Consider the following 15,509-nt stretch of genomic DNA (forward strand, 5'->3'; position numbering starts at 1 on the left):
AACTTATTACAGTCGGTCCAAATCGATTTCCACGTAAGCTTCGTCGCGTAAGCGCCGCAACCATAACTCGGTTTCTTCCTCGATTTTGCGCTTCCGAATCTCGTCGCGGATTTTATCTTTTCTAAACTGCTCGCTATTATCCTGGCTTTCCCTACCTAACACCTGAATCATGTGCCAGCCGAACTGAGTCTGTACCGGGGCACTAATTTCGTTGATACCCAATTTGTTCATCGCTTCCTCGAACGGCGGCACCAAGGCGCCCGGCCCAACCCAATCCAGCGAACCGCCGTTGATGGCCGAACCTTTGTCGTCGGAATGGGCCCGAGCCAGCGCGGCAAAATCGTCGCCATCGTTGATCCTGTCACGCAGCGCCAATAAGCGTTTCTGTGCCTCGGCATCGTCGACCAGTTCATTGGTTTTGATCAGGATATGTCTGACCTTGGTCTTGGTAACGATATGTTGGCTACCGCCTTCGGTTTCCAGCATCTTGATGATATGAAAGCCACTGGGGCTCCGAATGGCCTCGGATACGTCGCCCTGGTTCATCGTACCGACAATATCGGTAAACAGCGAAGGAATCTGGCCTATGCTGCGCCAGCCCAGATCGCCGCCCTTCAACGCGTTGTCGTCGTCGGAAACGCCAACCGCGACTTGTTTGAAATCTTTGCCGCCGCGCAAATCGGCAATGACTTGGTCGGCTTTGTCTTTGGCTTTTTGAATCGCCGAAGCTGAGGCGCCTTCCGGGACCGCGATCAGAATATGGCCCAGATGATATTGCCCGCCACTCTGCCCCGCCTTACTCTGGGTTTCCATGTAGTGCTGGACTTCGGCATCGGTCACTTTAACCCGCGCCCCGATTTCGCGGCCACGCAACTGGTTGATGATGATTTCGTTGCGCAAGTTGTCTTCGAAACCCTTGTAATCCATCCCTTGCCGGGCCAATTCGCTGCGGAAAGCATCGACGGACATGCCGTTGCGGGCGGCGATGTCCGCCACCGAGGCGTTCAGCATTTCGTCGCTGACCTGAATCCCGGACTTTGCCGCCATTTGCCGCTGTAATTTATCGACCACCATCCGTTCCAGCACCTGTTTGCGTAGCACGAATTCCGGCGGCACCATCACGTTGCTACTACTCAGCTTATTGCTGATCGCCGCAACTTCGGTGTTCAGCTCCCGTTCCAGGATAACGTCTTCTTCGACCACCGCGACGATCCGATCCAATAGCTGGGCCTGGGCCAAGCCGACGTAAAAACTAAGCGAAAACAGCAAAGTGGCTAGCGATTGTTTCAACATGTATTGCTTATTCAAAGAAATTATCCTTGCGGTAACCGTCCAGGTTGGTTTGCAGGAAGGTATCGACATGGTCGCCGAAACTACTCAGGCCTTTGAGTTCCAACTGTACGAAGAAAGCGGTTTCCGGCTTGGTGCTCGGATCGATGAAGGCGATGGTGTTGGCGCCGTTGATGAAACGCCGGCCGAGGACGCGGAACCGCCAGCAGCAGTTTTCCTTCTCGATCCCGATGAAGCTCTCGGTGGTTTTGTCGAAATTCAACGAATATTGCCAACGGCCTAAGCCGAACCACTCGCCGAACAGCGGCCAGCGGAACGAGACGTCGGTTTGCGAGATGGTTTGCGAGAACACTTGAGTCGTGTTGTTTTGGTTTACGGTCTGCACCACGTCCTGCGGATTGGCGCGGCGGTAACGGTAACCGATATTCAAGATTTGGTTTGGCTGCATCCGGTATTTCAACGCAAACTGGCCGCGAGACAAGCTGTTCAACTCCGGATCCCATTGGGCGCCGGTGATGTAGCGCAGATTCCGACTCAACTGGCCGCTCAACTCGCCGATGAAGTTGGAAGTACTACTGGTTTGAGGTTGGGCGAACGGCCGCAAGGTCGGATTATTGCGATCGAACAGATCGACCGTGCGATCCTCGAAATACAAAATCTGGCCGAGAGTCAGTTTGAGCGGCTCAAGCCCGGTAGTCGAATCAATAAAGCGCGAGGAGGCCGCCAGCGTGATTTGGTTAGCATCTTGAATCCGGTCGTAACCGGAGAAACGGTTTTCCCGGAATAAACTGTAGAAATTGGTATCGAACAGCGCGGTATCGAAGATCGGAATATTGCTCTGGTCTTTGCGCGGAATGTACAGATAAAACAGGCGCGGCTCCAAAGTATTGACATACGGAGTCCCCGAAATCTGCATATCCTTTTCGAACACAATGCCGCTGTCCACCGAAAACACCGGCAAGGTCCGGGAAATGCTGCTCGGCAGCCCAGCGACGGTCTGGTTGCTGAGCTGGTATTGGGAATACAAGGCCGAAATCTTCGGGATGAAGAAGCCCTCACTGCTTTCCAACGGGAAGCTGACCGACGGCGCCACATTAAAGCGCTGGCCGTTGACCAGGGTCTTGTGGGTGAAATAGCTATATTGGTTGTCCAACGCCAAAGTCAGCGGAAAATCGTCGAAGGCGTGGGAAAAATTCATGCCGATGCGCGGCAGTACGTCGTAAGGCAACAAATCGTCGGTGATGGTCTTGTCCACCGACTGGTAGTGGTAGCCGGCGGCCGACAGATACACGCCGGCGCGAGCGTAGGTCAGCATGCCGGTACTGGGCAGGTAACTGGTATTTTGAAATCCCAGAGCGTTGTTCAAGTCGTTGAAATAAGTCTTGTCGGAGACGTAGTTCAAATCCAGCAAGGAACTTAGGCCCGGAAGCCATAAGGTCTGGTCTTTCAAACTCGCCGAGTAGCGGGCTTTATCCGCCAACTGGTCGTGCGGCATGTATTCTGCGGCAAACGTACCGCGGGACATCTCCGTCAAATAGCGGAATTTATTGCGTAATTGTTCGCCGCGTCGGCTCATGTACCGGGGAGTGACTATGTCGTCGAAGTTAGGCGCGATATTCCAGTAAAACGGTAAAGTAGCGTCGAAACCGTTACGCTGGGTACTACCCCAGGTCGGCGCCAGGAAACCGGATAAGCGCCGGTTGTCGGTAGGAAACGAGATGTACGGCGTATACAACACCGGAACGCCTTTGAACTCCAGCCAGGCGTTCTTCGCCGAGCCTTGCCCGCTGTCCCGGTTAATCTTCAAACGCGAAGCATGCACGACCCAATCCTGGTTACCGGGGGCGCAACTGGTAAAGGCTGCATCGTTATAGCGCGACAAACTTTTACTGTCCCGGTAAACCACGTCGGCGCTACCGCGGAAAGGCGCCTGCGGCACGATGAATTGAGCATTGCGCAGACGGGCTTCGTCTTTGCCCAGATTCAGCGACAACGTGTCGCTGGACATAGCGAGTTGATCTTCGCTGTATAACACGCCGCCTTGCGCGTCCAGGGTTTCGGCCACCGTATCGTAACTGGCTTTATCGGCCACCAAATGCTGGTCGGCACGGTTCATATCGACATTGCCGGCAAAATTCAACACTTCGCCGTCGAAGACTTCGGAAAAGTCGGCATTGATTTCGGTGGTTGCCGCATCCCTGGCTTCTTTGGAAGTCGCCTTGATTTTAGGCCTCCTCTTTCCCCACACCTCGCAGCTTTGCCACGGATCGCGATCGAATTCGGCCCGCAAGGTCTGAAAGTCGCGTTCCTGCTGATGACTGAACGCCGGGGCAAACCAGAGCGAACCGGCCGCATCGGCGACGCCGTTGTCGTCAACTATATGGGCTTCGCCTTTGGGATCGGCACCGACCAGATTGCAGTTCCAACCGTTTTTGGCATCCCCAGCCTTACAGGTCCAGCCTTGGGTTCTGCTGCCACCCGCCGCAGCCTGGGTTTTGGCTTCTGCTTTTTCGACTTCCGGTTTCTGGTTCTCGCCAACTTTCACCCGCAACTTCTGCGGCTCCGCGACCGATTTTTCCACAACTTTAACCGTTTCTTTCGGCGCATCCTTCGGAGACGCCGCCGGTTGTTGCGCCTGCTGCACCGGTACAGGCGCTACGGCGGCGGGCGGTTGGGCCACCGTTTCCGCTTTGACCGGCGCCACCGGCTCGGCCGGAACAGTTTTTACGGTTTGCGGTTGTTGCTGGGGCTCAGGCGTGTTACTTGGGCCTTGGTTAAGACAGGTCCATTCGCCATTTTTGGTTTGTTCACAATTCCATGCCGAGTTGTTGGCGGCGGACGCAAGCCCGGTTACGAACATCAAAGCCGAAGAAATTGTATAGAACCGATAATTCATGTTTTGGCGAATGCGGCTAAATTGGCTTAGCAGGATGGAAATCGAATAAAATGCATCGAATCATTTTACCTTAGGTTGCTCGGCAAATATCAAAAATGTACGACTCCCGCTTGGAAGACCGTCGCCTGGCGGCGCTCGTCGATTGGTTGCAGCGCGATCTTTCGCTGGACATCCATCGTTTCTCCCCCGCTTCCAGTGACGCCAGTTTCCGGCGGTACTTTCGGATCGAACACGCCTCAGGCGTGCACATCGCGATGGATGCCCCGCCCGAGAAAGAGAACTGCGCCGCGTTTATCCGGGTCGCGGGTTTAATGCAAGAGGCCGGCATTCACGTACCTGAGATTCATAGCAGCAACACTGAGCTGGGATTTTTGCTGTTGGAAGATTTAGGCTGCGAAAACCTGTTGGACCGGCTAAACCCTGAAACTGCGGAGAGCCTCTACGCCAAGGCCTTGGACAGCCTGTTCGCATTGCAACGCAACGTCGACCCCGCCAGCTGCGGATTGCCGGAATACGACGCGGGATTCATCGAACGCGAACTCGGCATCTTCTACGAGTGGTTCCTGCAAAAATTGGTCGGACTGGAATTGCCGCAATCATTGGCAGAGCGACTGAATCGGATTCTAATCGAATCGGCATTGGCGCAGCCGCGGGTCTGCGTCCACCGCGACTACCATTCCCGTAATCTGATGTTGCCGCGCAGTGGTACTCTAGGTGTAATCGACTTTCAAGACGCCGTGGTTGGCCCGATCAGCTACGACCTGGTATCGCTGTTGCGTGACTGCTACATCACTTGGCCGGCCCGGCAAGTCGACGCCTGGACTCGAGCCTACCATACCCGTCTAGACGCCGCAGACTTGATCGCTGTGGACTACCGGCAATTTCAACGCTGGTTCGACCTGATGGGCATGCAACGTCACCTGAAAGCAATCGGTATTTTTGCCAGGCTCCACCTGCGCGACACCAAATCCAGTTATCTGGCGGATATTCCGCGCACGTTTGCCTACGTGGAACACGTTTGTACTCGCTATCCGGAGCTGGACCAGTTTCACCAATTTTTACAGCAGCAGCTTAAACCCGCTTACCCGCCCATCCAATGAAAGCCATGATCCTCGCCGCCGGACGCGGCGAACGAATGCGTCCGCTGACCGATCACACCCCGAAACCGCTACTGCGAGCCGCCGGCAAACCTTTGATCGAATACACGCTGGAAAATCTGGCCGCCGCCGGTTTCACCGATATCGTGATCAATATCGCCCACCTCGGCGCGCTCATTAAAAACCATTGCGGCAACGGCGCACGCTGGGGCCTATCGATCGCTTACTCCGACGAAGGCGAAACGGCACTGGAAACAGCCGGCGGCATCGCCAAAGCCTTGCCGCTACTTGGTGATACTCCGTTTCTGGCTATCAACGCCGACATTGTCTGCGATTGTTCATTGCGGCCTTTGCGCGACGTCAAGTTAGACTTGGCGCATCTGGTCATGATCGACAATCCGCCGCACCACCCCGAAGGCGACTTCGCCCTGACTGACTCCGGCTTGCTGGCAGAGCAAGGGGAAACCAAACTGACTTTCAGCGGAATTGGCCTCTATCGCCCCGAATTATTCGAGGGCGTTCCGGCAGCACCGCTAAAATTGCGCCCGGTGCTCAATCGGGCAATACAACAGCAACGGATAAGCGGACAAAAACATTCCGGTATCTGGCTCGATATCGGCACCCCAGACCGACTGGAACATTTCAGTAACATGGTCGGCAGCGAACGAGCCCCGATAAAGACTTAGACCGCCCAGCGGCTCCCGGACAATCGATCGGCAGGCCGTCAAAAAGGCTTAACCACTGCCAAGATGACGATCGCAAACAGGAACAGAACCGGTATCTCGTTGACCCACCGAAAATAAACGTGGGAATGGCGATTACGGTCGTGCTTGAAATCCAGCAGCCATTTGCCGCAAACGCCGTGGTACACCACCAACAAGCCCAACAGTGCCAATTTCAAGTGCAACCAGCCGTTAGCCGAGTACAACATCCAGGCATAGTCGGCCAACATCCAGATGCCGAACGCAAAGGTGCACAGCATTCCCGGAGTCATGATGCCGTAGTACAACTTGCGTTCCATGACTTTAAAGCGCTCGTTGCTGATACTGTCCTCGCTCATCGCATGGTAGACGAATAGGCGCGGCAAATAAAACAGCCCGGCAAACCAGGTAACCATGAATATCAGGTGTAAGGCTTTTAACCACAACATCGGTGCACCCGCCGGTTAGCGCAGCGTTTGGTCTTTGGTGACCGTCGAGCCTGGAGACACAGGCACCGCCGGTGTCGGCAATACCATCGGCGGCGCAACGATCATGACCGGATTGGCATTGTGCTGGGCCTGCCGCTCCAGCGCTGCGGCCTGTCTTTGCGCAGCCTCGACTTGTTGCTGCTGGGCGATAGCACTTTGCTTCAATGCATTGGTCGATTCGGTTTGATTTCTCAACACGGCATCGCGCCGCTCCGCTTCCCGTTTCGCGGCTTTCTTACTGTCATATTCGCTTTCCAAAGCTTCGCGTTTGGCTTTTGCTGCCGCCTCCAGCTCCGGATCGGCCTGAATATCCAACTGCTCGACTTTCGCCGCGGTTTGGCAGGGTTTCGATTGATAGACGGTCTTACCATCCTTGCCGACGCATTTGAAAACCTCGGCTTCCGCTTGCTGCCAGGCAATAATCATCGCGATCAGAACAAAATACCTCATCAGGAACCTCACCGATATGTCGTTATACGAATTGATTAAGTTTAGGGCAAAGCGGCTGTCTTTTCCGGACCATGGCGAAAATCTCTCGCCGAGTAAATAGCCGGCACTAGCTACCTATCTCGTCATCAGTCAATTCGGCCAGCGCGTCTCGGTGCTCGCGCCTGATCAACATCAGATTCCTGGCATAAACAAAAGTGCCCGGCAATTGCCCCAGAATAATCACCGGATCGACCCGGTGAATACCGTACAGCAAGACGATCACCCCGCCCGACAGACTGAAATACCAAAAACTGACCGGAATAATGCTTTTTTGGTGGCGTTCGCTATGAATCCACTGCACGATGAAGCGCATCATGAACAGCGACTGCCCCACCAACCCGATGGTGAGCCAGATAATATCGTTCGAGTCCATGCTGGACAGATGGTGCTGCCATTTGTCCATCAAATGACTGAAAAAACCGAAAACACCCTGTTCCATCAAGTCCTCGCTTCCAACTGAGCCGATGCGGGATATGCAGAATTAACCACGCGCCACCTCGCTGACTTGCGCCAAACTGTGCCGCCGTTTCAGCCAGACCACACCCAAGATATCGACGATACCCACCAAAGCCCGATCCAACGTCCCGTATTTGGACTGCCCGAAATTGCGCGGCCGGTGGTTGACTTTAACCGAAATCACCCGGCCGCCGGCCATTTGGACCAAGGCCGGCAAGAAGCGGTGGATATGATCGAAATACGGTAATCCCAAGAATTTGTCGCGCAAAAACAATTTCAAGCCGCAGCCGGTATCCGGGGTTGCATCGTGCAAAATCGCCTGGCGCACCGCATTGGCGAATTTGGACGAGAATTTGCGCCAACCCGTGTCGTTTCGTTGATGACGAAACCCGGCCAGCATCCATAATTGCGGATCGTTCTGGGCTTGCCAGGCGGCGACCAGATTTGGAATGTCGGCCGGATCGTTCTGGCCGTCGCCGTCCAGCGTCGCGATCCACGGGTAACGCGCAGCAAGCACCCCACTGTGCACCGCCCGGCTTTGGCCGCAACTGCGCCGATGCTGCAATACGCGCAATGCCGAATATTTTTGCATGGCCCGCTGCAACTTGGCCGCGGTATCGTCGGTGCTGCCGTCGTCGACGAATATCATTTCGTAAGCATCCTGACCGCTCAAAGCTTGGTCAATTTCGGCGATCAACGCGTCTACGTTGTCGGTTTCGTTATGAACGGGAACTACGACGGAAATTTGCATAAACTCGGAAAAAGTAAAAAGTTGCTAATTGTATCAAACGCTTAATGCGAAGCCGGATTATTGTCGGCCGGTCATAGGGGTTTTAACCGACCAAACTGGTCGGCACGGCGGAAAACCAGCCAATATTCGCGATGCCCCTGCAGATAAAAGGTATCCTCCGGTTTGTCTTTTTCCAACGAAACCAGATAACCGGCCGGATGGCTGGCCGCCCAGCGCTCGGCGTCGGCAACCGTCGCCAATACCGGCAGCGGCGTGGTCAGTCTGCCCAGAAAATTCAGCTGCCCCTGGTAATTGCCGACGTAAACGTAAGGCACGCCCTGTTCGTTAAACGTGCGGATCTGCAGCGCAGCCGGACGCAAGTCATAGGCCAGACCGACATACTGAAAGAAGAAGATAAAACCGGCGAAAACCGCCACCACCACAGCGGCGGACAAGGGTGCCACCGACAAAGTTCGCGAGCGCCAGACTGCGACGACCAAGCCTACCGCAACTGCCAACACCCAGAGCCCCCAGTCGATTTCGACAGTTTGCACCCAATGCAACTTGGCCAAACCCGGCACCTGCGGCAGTATCATCAGAAAAATGCCGATCAACGCAAACAAAACCGGAAGCACCGATTCCGCGGCAATAGAACAGGCCAAACGCTTCCGCGACAACACCCTGGCCGTAACCAAAGCAAAAGCCGGCAGCATCGGAATCAGATAATGCAGTTGCTTGCTGGGCAATGCCGAAAACAACACAAAAACCGAAACCAACCAAATCGCACTGAACTTTAAACCGTTATCGCCATTAAGCCCCTGACGCAAGCCGACCCATAAGCGCGGCCAGAACAACCAGGGAAACAATAACAACGGCAGAAACTGTAAATACCAGAAAAAAGGCCGGGTATGGATTTTGGTACCCACGGTACGGTCCGCGGTCTGATGCCACAAAATCGCGTCGGCGTACTCCTGCCCGCCCGCCTGCGCTGCGGACAAGGCCCAAGCCAAAGCCAGCGACGCACCCAACAACACCGCCGCCAGCAATCCTAGCCACCAGGCGGCTCCCAGCGCTTTGGCGTCGGTGTGCCAGAATCTGACAAACAAGGCCGTGGGCAACAGATGCAGAAAAATCACCGGCCCCTTGGTCAGCAGACCCAACCCGATCGCCAGGCCGAAATAGAGCCAGCCCTTGCGCACCCGACCGTTCGCTACGATCAACAGGCCCAGCATGCCCAGCATCACGCAATCGGTCAGCAAGATATCGAACATGGTCGACGTGGCAAACAAAGTCCAGAGCAATGTACCCGCCAGCACCCAGGGCGCCAGTGCCGCTGCCTCGCGTTGCTCAGGCCAAAGAGTTGCAGCCAAGCGCCTGACCAATAGCAAATTACCGAGCGCCGTCAGCGGTCCCACTAAACGCGGCCACCAGTCGTTGACACCAAACAGCCCCCAACCGAGCTGAATTAGCCAGAATAACAGGGGCGGCTTGTGGCTATAGGTATGCCCGTTCAGATAAGGCACTAAAAAATCGCCGCGTAGCCACATTTCCCAAGCCACACTCAGATAGCGGGTTTCGTCGATCGGAATCGGCGCGCGAAAAAACACGCTGATGCTCAGCAGAAGCCAGAGCAAAAATATTCCCCAACGGTAAATCGGATCGCTAGATAAATTCATTTCGAAAATTTGCGGCCGCCGCAACTAACGGCCATGGGAGCCGAAGACCGGACTAAATCCGATGGAAAAGCCAGATTCATGCCAATACTTCGTTAGAGGGATTTCGACGCCAGGCGCCCCAATCGAAAACGTACACGACTGCCACTGCGGGTTGATATAAACCACAATGACGGTTCAATTGCACCGCTACTGACTCAGCAATCGCCAAGAAACCGATTCTCCGGCCCGCAACGGTGTGATCGCCGTTCCTAAATCGGGATCGGCATATACATCCGGCACCTGCCACGCCTGCTTGACCAAGGTAACCTCACCGCTATTGCGCGGCAATCCGTAGAAATCCGCACCGAAATCGCTGGCAAAGCCCTCCAACTTTTCCAGAGCGCCGGCCGATTCGAAGGCTTCCGCATACAATTCCAACGCCGCATGCGCACTGAAACAGCCGGCGCAACCGCAGTGGCTTTCTTTCAATGCGGTAAGATGAGGCGCGCTGTCGGTACCGAGAAAAAACTTGGGGTTGCCGCTGGTTGCCGCCTGCAATAAAGCCTGCCGATGATACTCGCGTTTCAGAATCGGCAAACAGTAAAAATGCGGCCGAATCCCGCCCGCCAACAAGGCATTACGGTTGTAAAGCAAATGCTGCGGCGTGATGGTTGCACCGACATTGGCCGGCGCCGATTGGACAAATTCCACCGCCTCCTGCGTAGTCACGTGTTCGACAACAATCCGTAGCCGCGGAAAACGACGGATAATTGGACTGAGCTTGGTTTCGAGAAAGATTTTTTCGCGATCGAAAATGTCGTATTCGGCGTCGGTAACCTCGCCGTGAACCAGCAATGGCACCCCATATTTTTCCATCGCTTCAAACAAGGGGTAAGCCGCAACGATATCGGCGACGCCGGCGTCGGAATTGGTCGTCGCACCGGCCGGATACAGCTTGAAGGCATAAACGTGTTCGCAGTCGGCGACGTTTTTTATTTGTTCCGGCGTTGTGTTCCCGGTCAGATACAGCGTCATCAATGGCTGAAACTCAGAGCCTTCAGGCAGCGCATTCAAAATCTCCTGCCGATAAGCCAACGCCTGCTCCACCGAAGTAACCGGCGGCTTCAGATTGGGCATGATGATCGCCCTGGCAAATTGCCTGGCGCTATGACCAATGACCGAGCGCAACATACTTCCGTTTCTGACGTGCAAATGCCAGTCGTCGGGCTGGCGGATGGTCAATTTGTCCATATTCTCCGGGCGTTTTCATTTAAAATGGCGCGATATTCTAGCATTAAGGGCCTTGAAAATTTAAAACCTGGCCTTAGTAAGCGGTTTTTAGAGACTTTTAACTGGAGAAGCAGATGCCTATTTACGAATACCAATGTAACGCTTGCGGCTACGAACACGAGGCCCTGCAAAAACTGGGCGCCGAACCGCTGGTGATTTGCCCCGCCTGTAATGAACCCGAATTGAAAAAGAAAATCTCCGCGGCCGGCTTCAGACTAAAAGGCGGCGGCTGGTACGAAACCGATTTCAAAAGCGGCAACAAGAAAAACGTCGCCGGCGAAAGCAAGACTCCGGAAAAATCCGGCGGTAACAGCGGCGGTTGCGGCGGCAGTTGCGCTTGCCATTAAACTTGCCTGAAACCCTATAAATTCGTACCATCGCTAGCTTTTTGAAATATTCCGAGAGACATTATGCGTAGCCACAAGTGTGGAGAACTGAACACCCAGCATCTGGGACAAACCGTGGCCCTGTGCGGCTGGGTGCACCGCCGCCGCGACCATGGCGGCGTGATTTTTATCGACTTGCGCGACCGCGCCGGCCTGGTGCAAGTGGTGTTCGATCCCGACGCGGCCGAGAGTTTCGCCATTGCCGAGCATGTGCGTAGCGAATACGTGCTGCGCATCGAGGGCATCGTCCGCGACCGGCCTGAAGGCACGCATAATCCGAATATGTCCACCGGCCAAATCGAAGTGCTGGGCAAACACATCGAAGTCTTAAACGAAGCCGAGACCCCGCCGTTCCCGCTGGAAAGCGAGATCGAAGTCAACGAGGAAACCCGCTTGCGCTTCCGTTATATCGACCTGCGCCGCACGGCGATGCAGCAAAAGATGAAGGTGCGCCGCGACGTCACCCGCAACCTGCGCCAGTTCCTGGACGACCACGAGTTTTTCGAAATCGAAACCCCGTATTTAACTAAAGCCACGCCGGAAGGCGCCCGCGACTACATCGTCCCCAGCCGCACCCACCAAAATTCGTTCTTTGCCTTGCCGCAATCGCCGCAGCTCTACAAACAGTTGCTGATGATCGCCGGCATGGACCGTTACTACCAAGTAGTGCGTTGCTTCCGCGACGAAGACTTGCGCGCCGACCGCCAACCGGAATTTACCCAGCTCGATATCGAAACCTCGTTCATGAACGAGCAGGAAATCATGGCGGTGATGGAAGAAATGATCCGCCGCCTGTTCAAGGACATCATCGACGTCGATTTGGGCGACCAATTCCCGGTCATGAGCTATGCAGAAGCGATGCGCCGTTACGGTTCTGACCGCCCCGACCTGCGGATTCCGCTGGAGCTAGTGGACATCGCCGAAGAAATGAAAGACGTGGATTTCAAAGTCTTTTCCGGTCCGGCCAACGATCCCAACGGCCGCGTTGTAGCGATGAAACTGCCGGAAGGCGGCGATTTGAGCCGTAGCGTGATCGACGAGTTGACCAAATTCGTCGGCATCTACGGCGCCAAAGGCCTGGCGTACATCAAGGTCAACGATTTGGCCGCCGGCGTGGACGGCTTGCAATCGCCGATCGTCAAATTTGCGCCGGCCGAAGTTTGGGCCAAGGTCATGGCAAAAGTCGGCGCCCAAAACGGCGACCTGATTTTTTTCGGCGCCGACAAAGCCGGTATCGTCAACGAAGCCATGGGCGCCCTGCGCGTGAAACTGGGCTTGGACCGCAACCTGCTGACCGGGCCATGGAAACCGTTATGGGTCGTCGATTTCCCGATGTTCGCCTGGGACGACAAAGCCCAACGCTACACTGCGATTCACCATCCGTTTACCGCGCCGAGCTGTTCTGTGGAAGATCTGGTTGCTAATCCGGGCACAGCATTGTCACGGGCTTACGATTTGGTATTGAACGGCACCGAAGTTGGCGGCGGTTCGATCCGGATCAACCGCACCGCGATGCAGCAAACCGTGTTCGATATTCTCGGTATTGGTCACGAAGAGGCCCGCGAGAAATTCGGCTTCCTGCTGGATGCACTGAAATACGGGGCGCCGCCGCACGGCGGTATTGCTTTCGGTTTGGACCGTCTGGTGATGCTGATGACCGGCGCCGGCTCTATCCGCGATGTAATTGCCTTCCCGAAAACCCAAACCGCAGCCTGCCCGCTATTCAATGCCCCGGCAGTGGTCAGTGAAGAACAGCTCAAGGAGCTGGGCATCCGCCTGCGCAAACCGGCCGGCAAAGAAGAGAAACCAGATTAAGCTCCCGCCAAACAGCAGCAGGCGAACCGCTAGGACGGTCCGCCTGCTCTCCGCATCGCAGCAAACCCACAAGCAGTCAAAAATTGCCTTGACATAAATCAAAAACTACAGCAATACAATCGTTGACTTTTTCCACAGGATTGATAAGTTAATCACGTTATTTTTGTTAAATAACAGATCCGAGTCGCGGATCTTTAACTGACACAGGGATTAGCGTCCCCGGCTCCCGATTGCGGAGGAGGTTGGTATGAACAAAATAACCCCCCATCTGATTCGCGATTTAAACGCCACACTTCCGGAAGGCACCGAGTGCTATTTGTGTTCGGCCGTTAGACAAGCGCTCAGCAAATACCGTAGAGGGCGCGAACCGGCGACTTATCTGGCTAAAGAACAGGCGGTTCCGATGCTCTCGACCCGACTGGGCCGCGGCTTGAAACGCTTTTTCGTTAAGGACGTACAAGCGGCGCTCGACAGCATAGATAACCAAAAAAACCATTTGAGCTGGCCTTTCTAAACCGCCGCGCAACTATGCCTGTCTTATTCTGATCCGGAACCCTTGCCGAATTCCCCCTTCAGCAGAAGGGGGCGTTTTTTCCGGCAACGACAGCCCAACCTCAGGCATTCGCCAACGGAAAAGCCAACACCTCGGCAATCGATTCGCTACCGGTGGCTAACATCAACAACCGATCCAAACCGATCGCCACCCCGCTACAGTCCGGCAAGCCGGAGACTAACGCGTCCAGCAGATAACGGTCTTTGGTAACCGCAGGCAGGCCGTTTTGCTCGCGGTAAGCGATTTCGCGGTTGAACCGCCGTTCCTGCTCGTCCGGATCGGCCAACTCGAAAAATCCGTTACCCAATTCGACACCATTGACAAAAATCTCGAAACGCTCGCAAACCCGCGGATCGTCGACACTGTGCCTGGCCAGCGAAGACTGTATCGCCGGATAGCCGTAAACCAGATACAGAGTGCTGGCTGCCATCGCCGGCTGCACCCGGTGGCTGAAAATAAAATCCAACCACAATGCGTGGTCGTTGCCGCACAAGCTAATGGCGTCTTGTAGGCCGTGCTCCGCAGCATAGGCAGCGTAAGTCTCGCGCTGGAACGCCAACGGGTCCAGGCCCACGCTGCCGAGGAACAGTTGCCGGTAGCAGATTTGCACCACAGGCATCGGCAAGCCGTCCACTAAGACTAAAGACCGCACCAACTCGGCCGCCTCGGCCATGAGTTGTTGCAGATCGAAACCGACTCTGTACCACTCCAGAATCGTGAACTCCGGATTGTGAAAGCGTCCGGCCTCGCCGTTGCGGAAGGCCTTGCAAATCTGGTAGATGCTGCCGCTGCCGGCTGCCAACAGCCGCTTCATCGCAAATTCCGGCGAGGTTTGCAGAAACAGGGTTTGCCGCGTCGGCGGCGCGAGGTAATCGCTGCTGAAAAAATCCAACTGCGGATCGGTACCGGTGGTCCGGCATAACAGCGGGGTCTCGACTTCCAGAACCTGACGCTGATCGAAAAAGCGCCTGATTGCGGCGAGCATTTGCGCTCGGCTGCGCAAATGCCCGATAGTGCAAACAGGCCGCCAGGCAGCAGCCACTATTCTTTGACGCGGGAGACGTACTCGCCGGTACGGGTATCGACTTTGATCACTTCTCCGGTTTGCACGAACAGCGGCACCCGCACCACAGCGCCGGTTTCCAATGTCGCCGGCTTGCCGCCGCCGCCGGAGGTATCACCCTTCAAACCGGGATCGGTTTCGGTGATCGCCAATTCGACGAAATTGGGCGGCGTCACCGACAGCGGCGAATCGTTCCACAAAGTCATCGTGCAGATATCCTGCTCTTTCAGCCATTTAATGGCTTCGGACACGGCGTTTTTATCGGCTTGGTATTGCTCGAAGGTGTCCGGCACCATGAAATGCCAGAATTCGCCGTCGCTATACAGATATTGCATTTCCTTATCGACGACGTCGGCACCTTCCACGGTATCGCCGGATTTGAAAGTGCGCTCGATTACCCGGCCGGTTTTCAGATTGCGGATCCTGACCCGGTTAAAGGCTTGGCCTTTGCCGGGCTTAACGAACTCGTTCTCGATAATCGCGCAAGGGTCGTTATCCAGCATGATCTTCAAACCGCCCTTGAACTCGTTGGTGCTAAAAGTCGCCATTTTTTCCTCGTGAAACAAACAATAAGCGGACGATTATAATGGATAAGATTTT

General features: G+C 55.2%; 15 protein-coding genes. 5 read left to right on the top strand and 10 right to left on the bottom strand.

The annotated features are described in order from the left end of the window. Positions 1 to 6 precede the first annotated feature (6 nt). Both AC0IM9_RS15875 and AC0IM9_RS15880 read right to left on the bottom strand, forming a co-directional pair. Positions 7 to 1,308, bottom strand: coding sequence for a peptidylprolyl isomerase (locus AC0IM9_RS15875; protein ID WP_505331669.1), 1,302 nt, complete (start codon positions 1,306 to 1,308; stop codon positions 7 to 9). After that, complete coding sequence (locus AC0IM9_RS15880; protein ID WP_482804646.1) at positions 1,301 to 3,970, bottom strand: LPS-assembly protein LptD; 2,670 nt, start codon at positions 3,968 to 3,970, stop codon at positions 1,301 to 1,303. The genes AC0IM9_RS15875 and AC0IM9_RS15880 overlap by 8 nt, the downstream gene beginning before the upstream one ends. A 311-nt stretch (positions 3,971 to 4,281) precedes the next feature. Between AC0IM9_RS15880 and AC0IM9_RS15885 the strand changes: the two genes are divergently transcribed. Then, on the top strand, positions 4,282 to 5,286 hold the full coding sequence (locus AC0IM9_RS15885; RefSeq protein ID WP_482804647.1) for an aminoglycoside phosphotransferase family protein: 1,005 nt from the start codon (positions 4,282 to 4,284) through the stop codon (positions 5,284 to 5,286). Next, positions 5,283 to 5,969, top strand: coding sequence for an N-acetylmuramate alpha-1-phosphate uridylyltransferase MurU (gene murU, locus AC0IM9_RS15890; protein WP_482804648.1), 687 nt, complete (start codon positions 5,283 to 5,285; stop codon positions 5,967 to 5,969). Before AC0IM9_RS15885 ends, murU begins: the two co-directional genes overlap by 4 nt. A 38-nt stretch (positions 5,970 to 6,007) precedes the next feature. On the opposite strand, the gene hemJ is transcribed toward murU, so the two are convergent. The 6 genes from hemJ to pyrC form a co-directional block, all read right to left on the bottom strand. Next, complete coding sequence (gene hemJ, locus AC0IM9_RS15895; protein WP_482804649.1) at positions 6,008 to 6,433, bottom strand: protoporphyrinogen oxidase HemJ; 426 nt, start codon at positions 6,431 to 6,433, stop codon at positions 6,008 to 6,010. Positions 6,434 to 6,448: 15 nt separating this feature from the next. Further along, entirely contained in the window at positions 6,449 to 6,922 is a 474-nt protein-coding gene (locus tag AC0IM9_RS15900) for a DUF4124 domain-containing protein (protein ID WP_482804650.1), read from the bottom strand. A gap of 106 nt (positions 6,923 to 7,028) precedes the next feature. Further along, complete coding sequence (locus AC0IM9_RS15905) at positions 7,029 to 7,400, bottom strand: lipid-A-disaccharide synthase N-terminal domain-containing protein (protein WP_140912368.1); 372 nt, start codon at positions 7,398 to 7,400, stop codon at positions 7,029 to 7,031. A gap of 42 nt (positions 7,401 to 7,442) precedes the next feature. Then, the gene (locus AC0IM9_RS15910) at positions 7,443 to 8,168 is read right to left on the bottom strand and encodes a glycosyltransferase family 2 protein (RefSeq protein WP_482804651.1); all 726 of its coding nucleotides are present in this window, start codon (positions 8,166 to 8,168) and stop codon (positions 7,443 to 7,445) included. A gap of 71 nt (positions 8,169 to 8,239) precedes the next feature. Beyond that, complete coding sequence (locus tag AC0IM9_RS15915; protein WP_482804652.1) at positions 8,240 to 9,823, bottom strand: ArnT family glycosyltransferase; 1,584 nt, start codon at positions 9,821 to 9,823, stop codon at positions 8,240 to 8,242. 186 nt (positions 9,824 to 10,009) lie between these two features. Next, positions 10,010 to 11,053 (bottom strand): dihydroorotase, encoded by a 1,044-nt coding sequence (gene pyrC / locus AC0IM9_RS15920; protein WP_482804653.1) that lies wholly within the window; start codon positions 11,051 to 11,053, stop codon positions 10,010 to 10,012. 113 nt (positions 11,054 to 11,166) lie between these two features. On the opposite strand from pyrC, the gene AC0IM9_RS15925 reads away from it, so the two are divergent. The 3 genes from AC0IM9_RS15925 to AC0IM9_RS15935 all read left to right on the top strand — a co-directional run bounded on the left by AC0IM9_RS15925 (position 11,167) and on the right by AC0IM9_RS15935 (position 13,807). Next, positions 11,167 to 11,439, top strand: coding sequence for an FmdB family zinc ribbon protein (locus AC0IM9_RS15925; RefSeq protein ID WP_140912372.1), 273 nt, complete (start codon positions 11,167 to 11,169; stop codon positions 11,437 to 11,439). Between the two features lie 63 nt (positions 11,440 to 11,502). Continuing rightward, complete coding sequence (gene aspS / locus AC0IM9_RS15930; protein WP_482804654.1) at positions 11,503 to 13,293, top strand: aspartate--tRNA ligase; 1,791 nt, start codon at positions 11,503 to 11,505, stop codon at positions 13,291 to 13,293. Between the two features lie 247 nt (positions 13,294 to 13,540). Continuing rightward, on the top strand, positions 13,541 to 13,807 hold the full coding sequence (locus tag AC0IM9_RS15935; RefSeq protein ID WP_482804655.1) for a hypothetical protein: 267 nt from the start codon (positions 13,541 to 13,543) through the stop codon (positions 13,805 to 13,807). Positions 13,808 to 13,907: 100 nt separating this feature from the next. On the opposite strand, the gene epmA is transcribed toward AC0IM9_RS15935, so the two are convergent. Next, positions 13,908 to 14,888, bottom strand: coding sequence for an EF-P lysine aminoacylase EpmA (gene epmA / locus AC0IM9_RS15940; RefSeq protein ID WP_482804656.1), 981 nt, complete (start codon positions 14,886 to 14,888; stop codon positions 13,908 to 13,910). Beyond that, positions 14,888 to 15,457 (bottom strand): elongation factor P, encoded by a 570-nt coding sequence (gene efp / locus AC0IM9_RS15945; RefSeq protein ID WP_140912376.1) that lies wholly within the window; start codon positions 15,455 to 15,457, stop codon positions 14,888 to 14,890. The genes epmA and efp overlap by 1 nt, the downstream gene beginning before the upstream one ends. Positions 15,458 to 15,509 lie beyond the last annotated feature (52 nt).

The sequence above is a fragment of the Methylomonas sp. Uni0011 genome, from assembly GCF_056850255.1.

Bases quoted from the DNA above. Each gene is read 5' to 3' on its own strand.
- AC0IM9_RS15885 (WP_482804647.1), top strand. From the start codon at position 4,282: ATGTACGACTCCCGCTTGGAAGACCGTCGCCTGGCGGCGCTCGTCGAT.
- murU (WP_482804648.1), top strand. From the start codon at position 5,283: ATGAAAGCCATGATCCTCGCCGCCGGACGCGGCGAACGAATGCGTCCG.
- hemJ (WP_482804649.1), bottom strand. From the start codon at position 6,433: ATGTTGTGGTTAAAAGCCTTACACCTGATATTCATGGTTACCTGGTTT.
- AC0IM9_RS15900 (WP_482804650.1), bottom strand. From the start codon at position 6,922: ATGAGGTATTTTGTTCTGATCGCGATGATTATTGCCTGGCAGCAAGCG.
- AC0IM9_RS15905 (WP_140912368.1), bottom strand. From the start codon at position 7,400: ATGGAACAGGGTGTTTTCGGTTTTTTCAGTCATTTGATGGACAAATGG.
- AC0IM9_RS15910 (WP_482804651.1), bottom strand. From the start codon at position 8,168: ATGCAAATTTCCGTCGTAGTTCCCGTTCATAACGAAACCGACAACGTA.
- AC0IM9_RS15915 (WP_482804652.1), bottom strand. From the start codon at position 9,823: ATGAATTTATCTAGCGATCCGATTTACCGTTGGGGAATATTTTTGCTC.
- pyrC (WP_482804653.1), bottom strand. From the start codon at position 11,053: ATGGACAAATTGACCATCCGCCAGCCCGACGACTGGCATTTGCACGTC.
- AC0IM9_RS15925 (WP_140912372.1), top strand. From the start codon at position 11,167: ATGCCTATTTACGAATACCAATGTAACGCTTGCGGCTACGAACACGAG.
- aspS (WP_482804654.1), top strand. From the start codon at position 11,503: ATGCGTAGCCACAAGTGTGGAGAACTGAACACCCAGCATCTGGGACAA.
- AC0IM9_RS15935 (WP_482804655.1), top strand. From the start codon at position 13,541: ATGAACAAAATAACCCCCCATCTGATTCGCGATTTAAACGCCACACTT.
- efp (WP_140912376.1), bottom strand. From the start codon at position 15,457: ATGGCGACTTTTAGCACCAACGAGTTCAAGGGCGGTTTGAAGATCATG.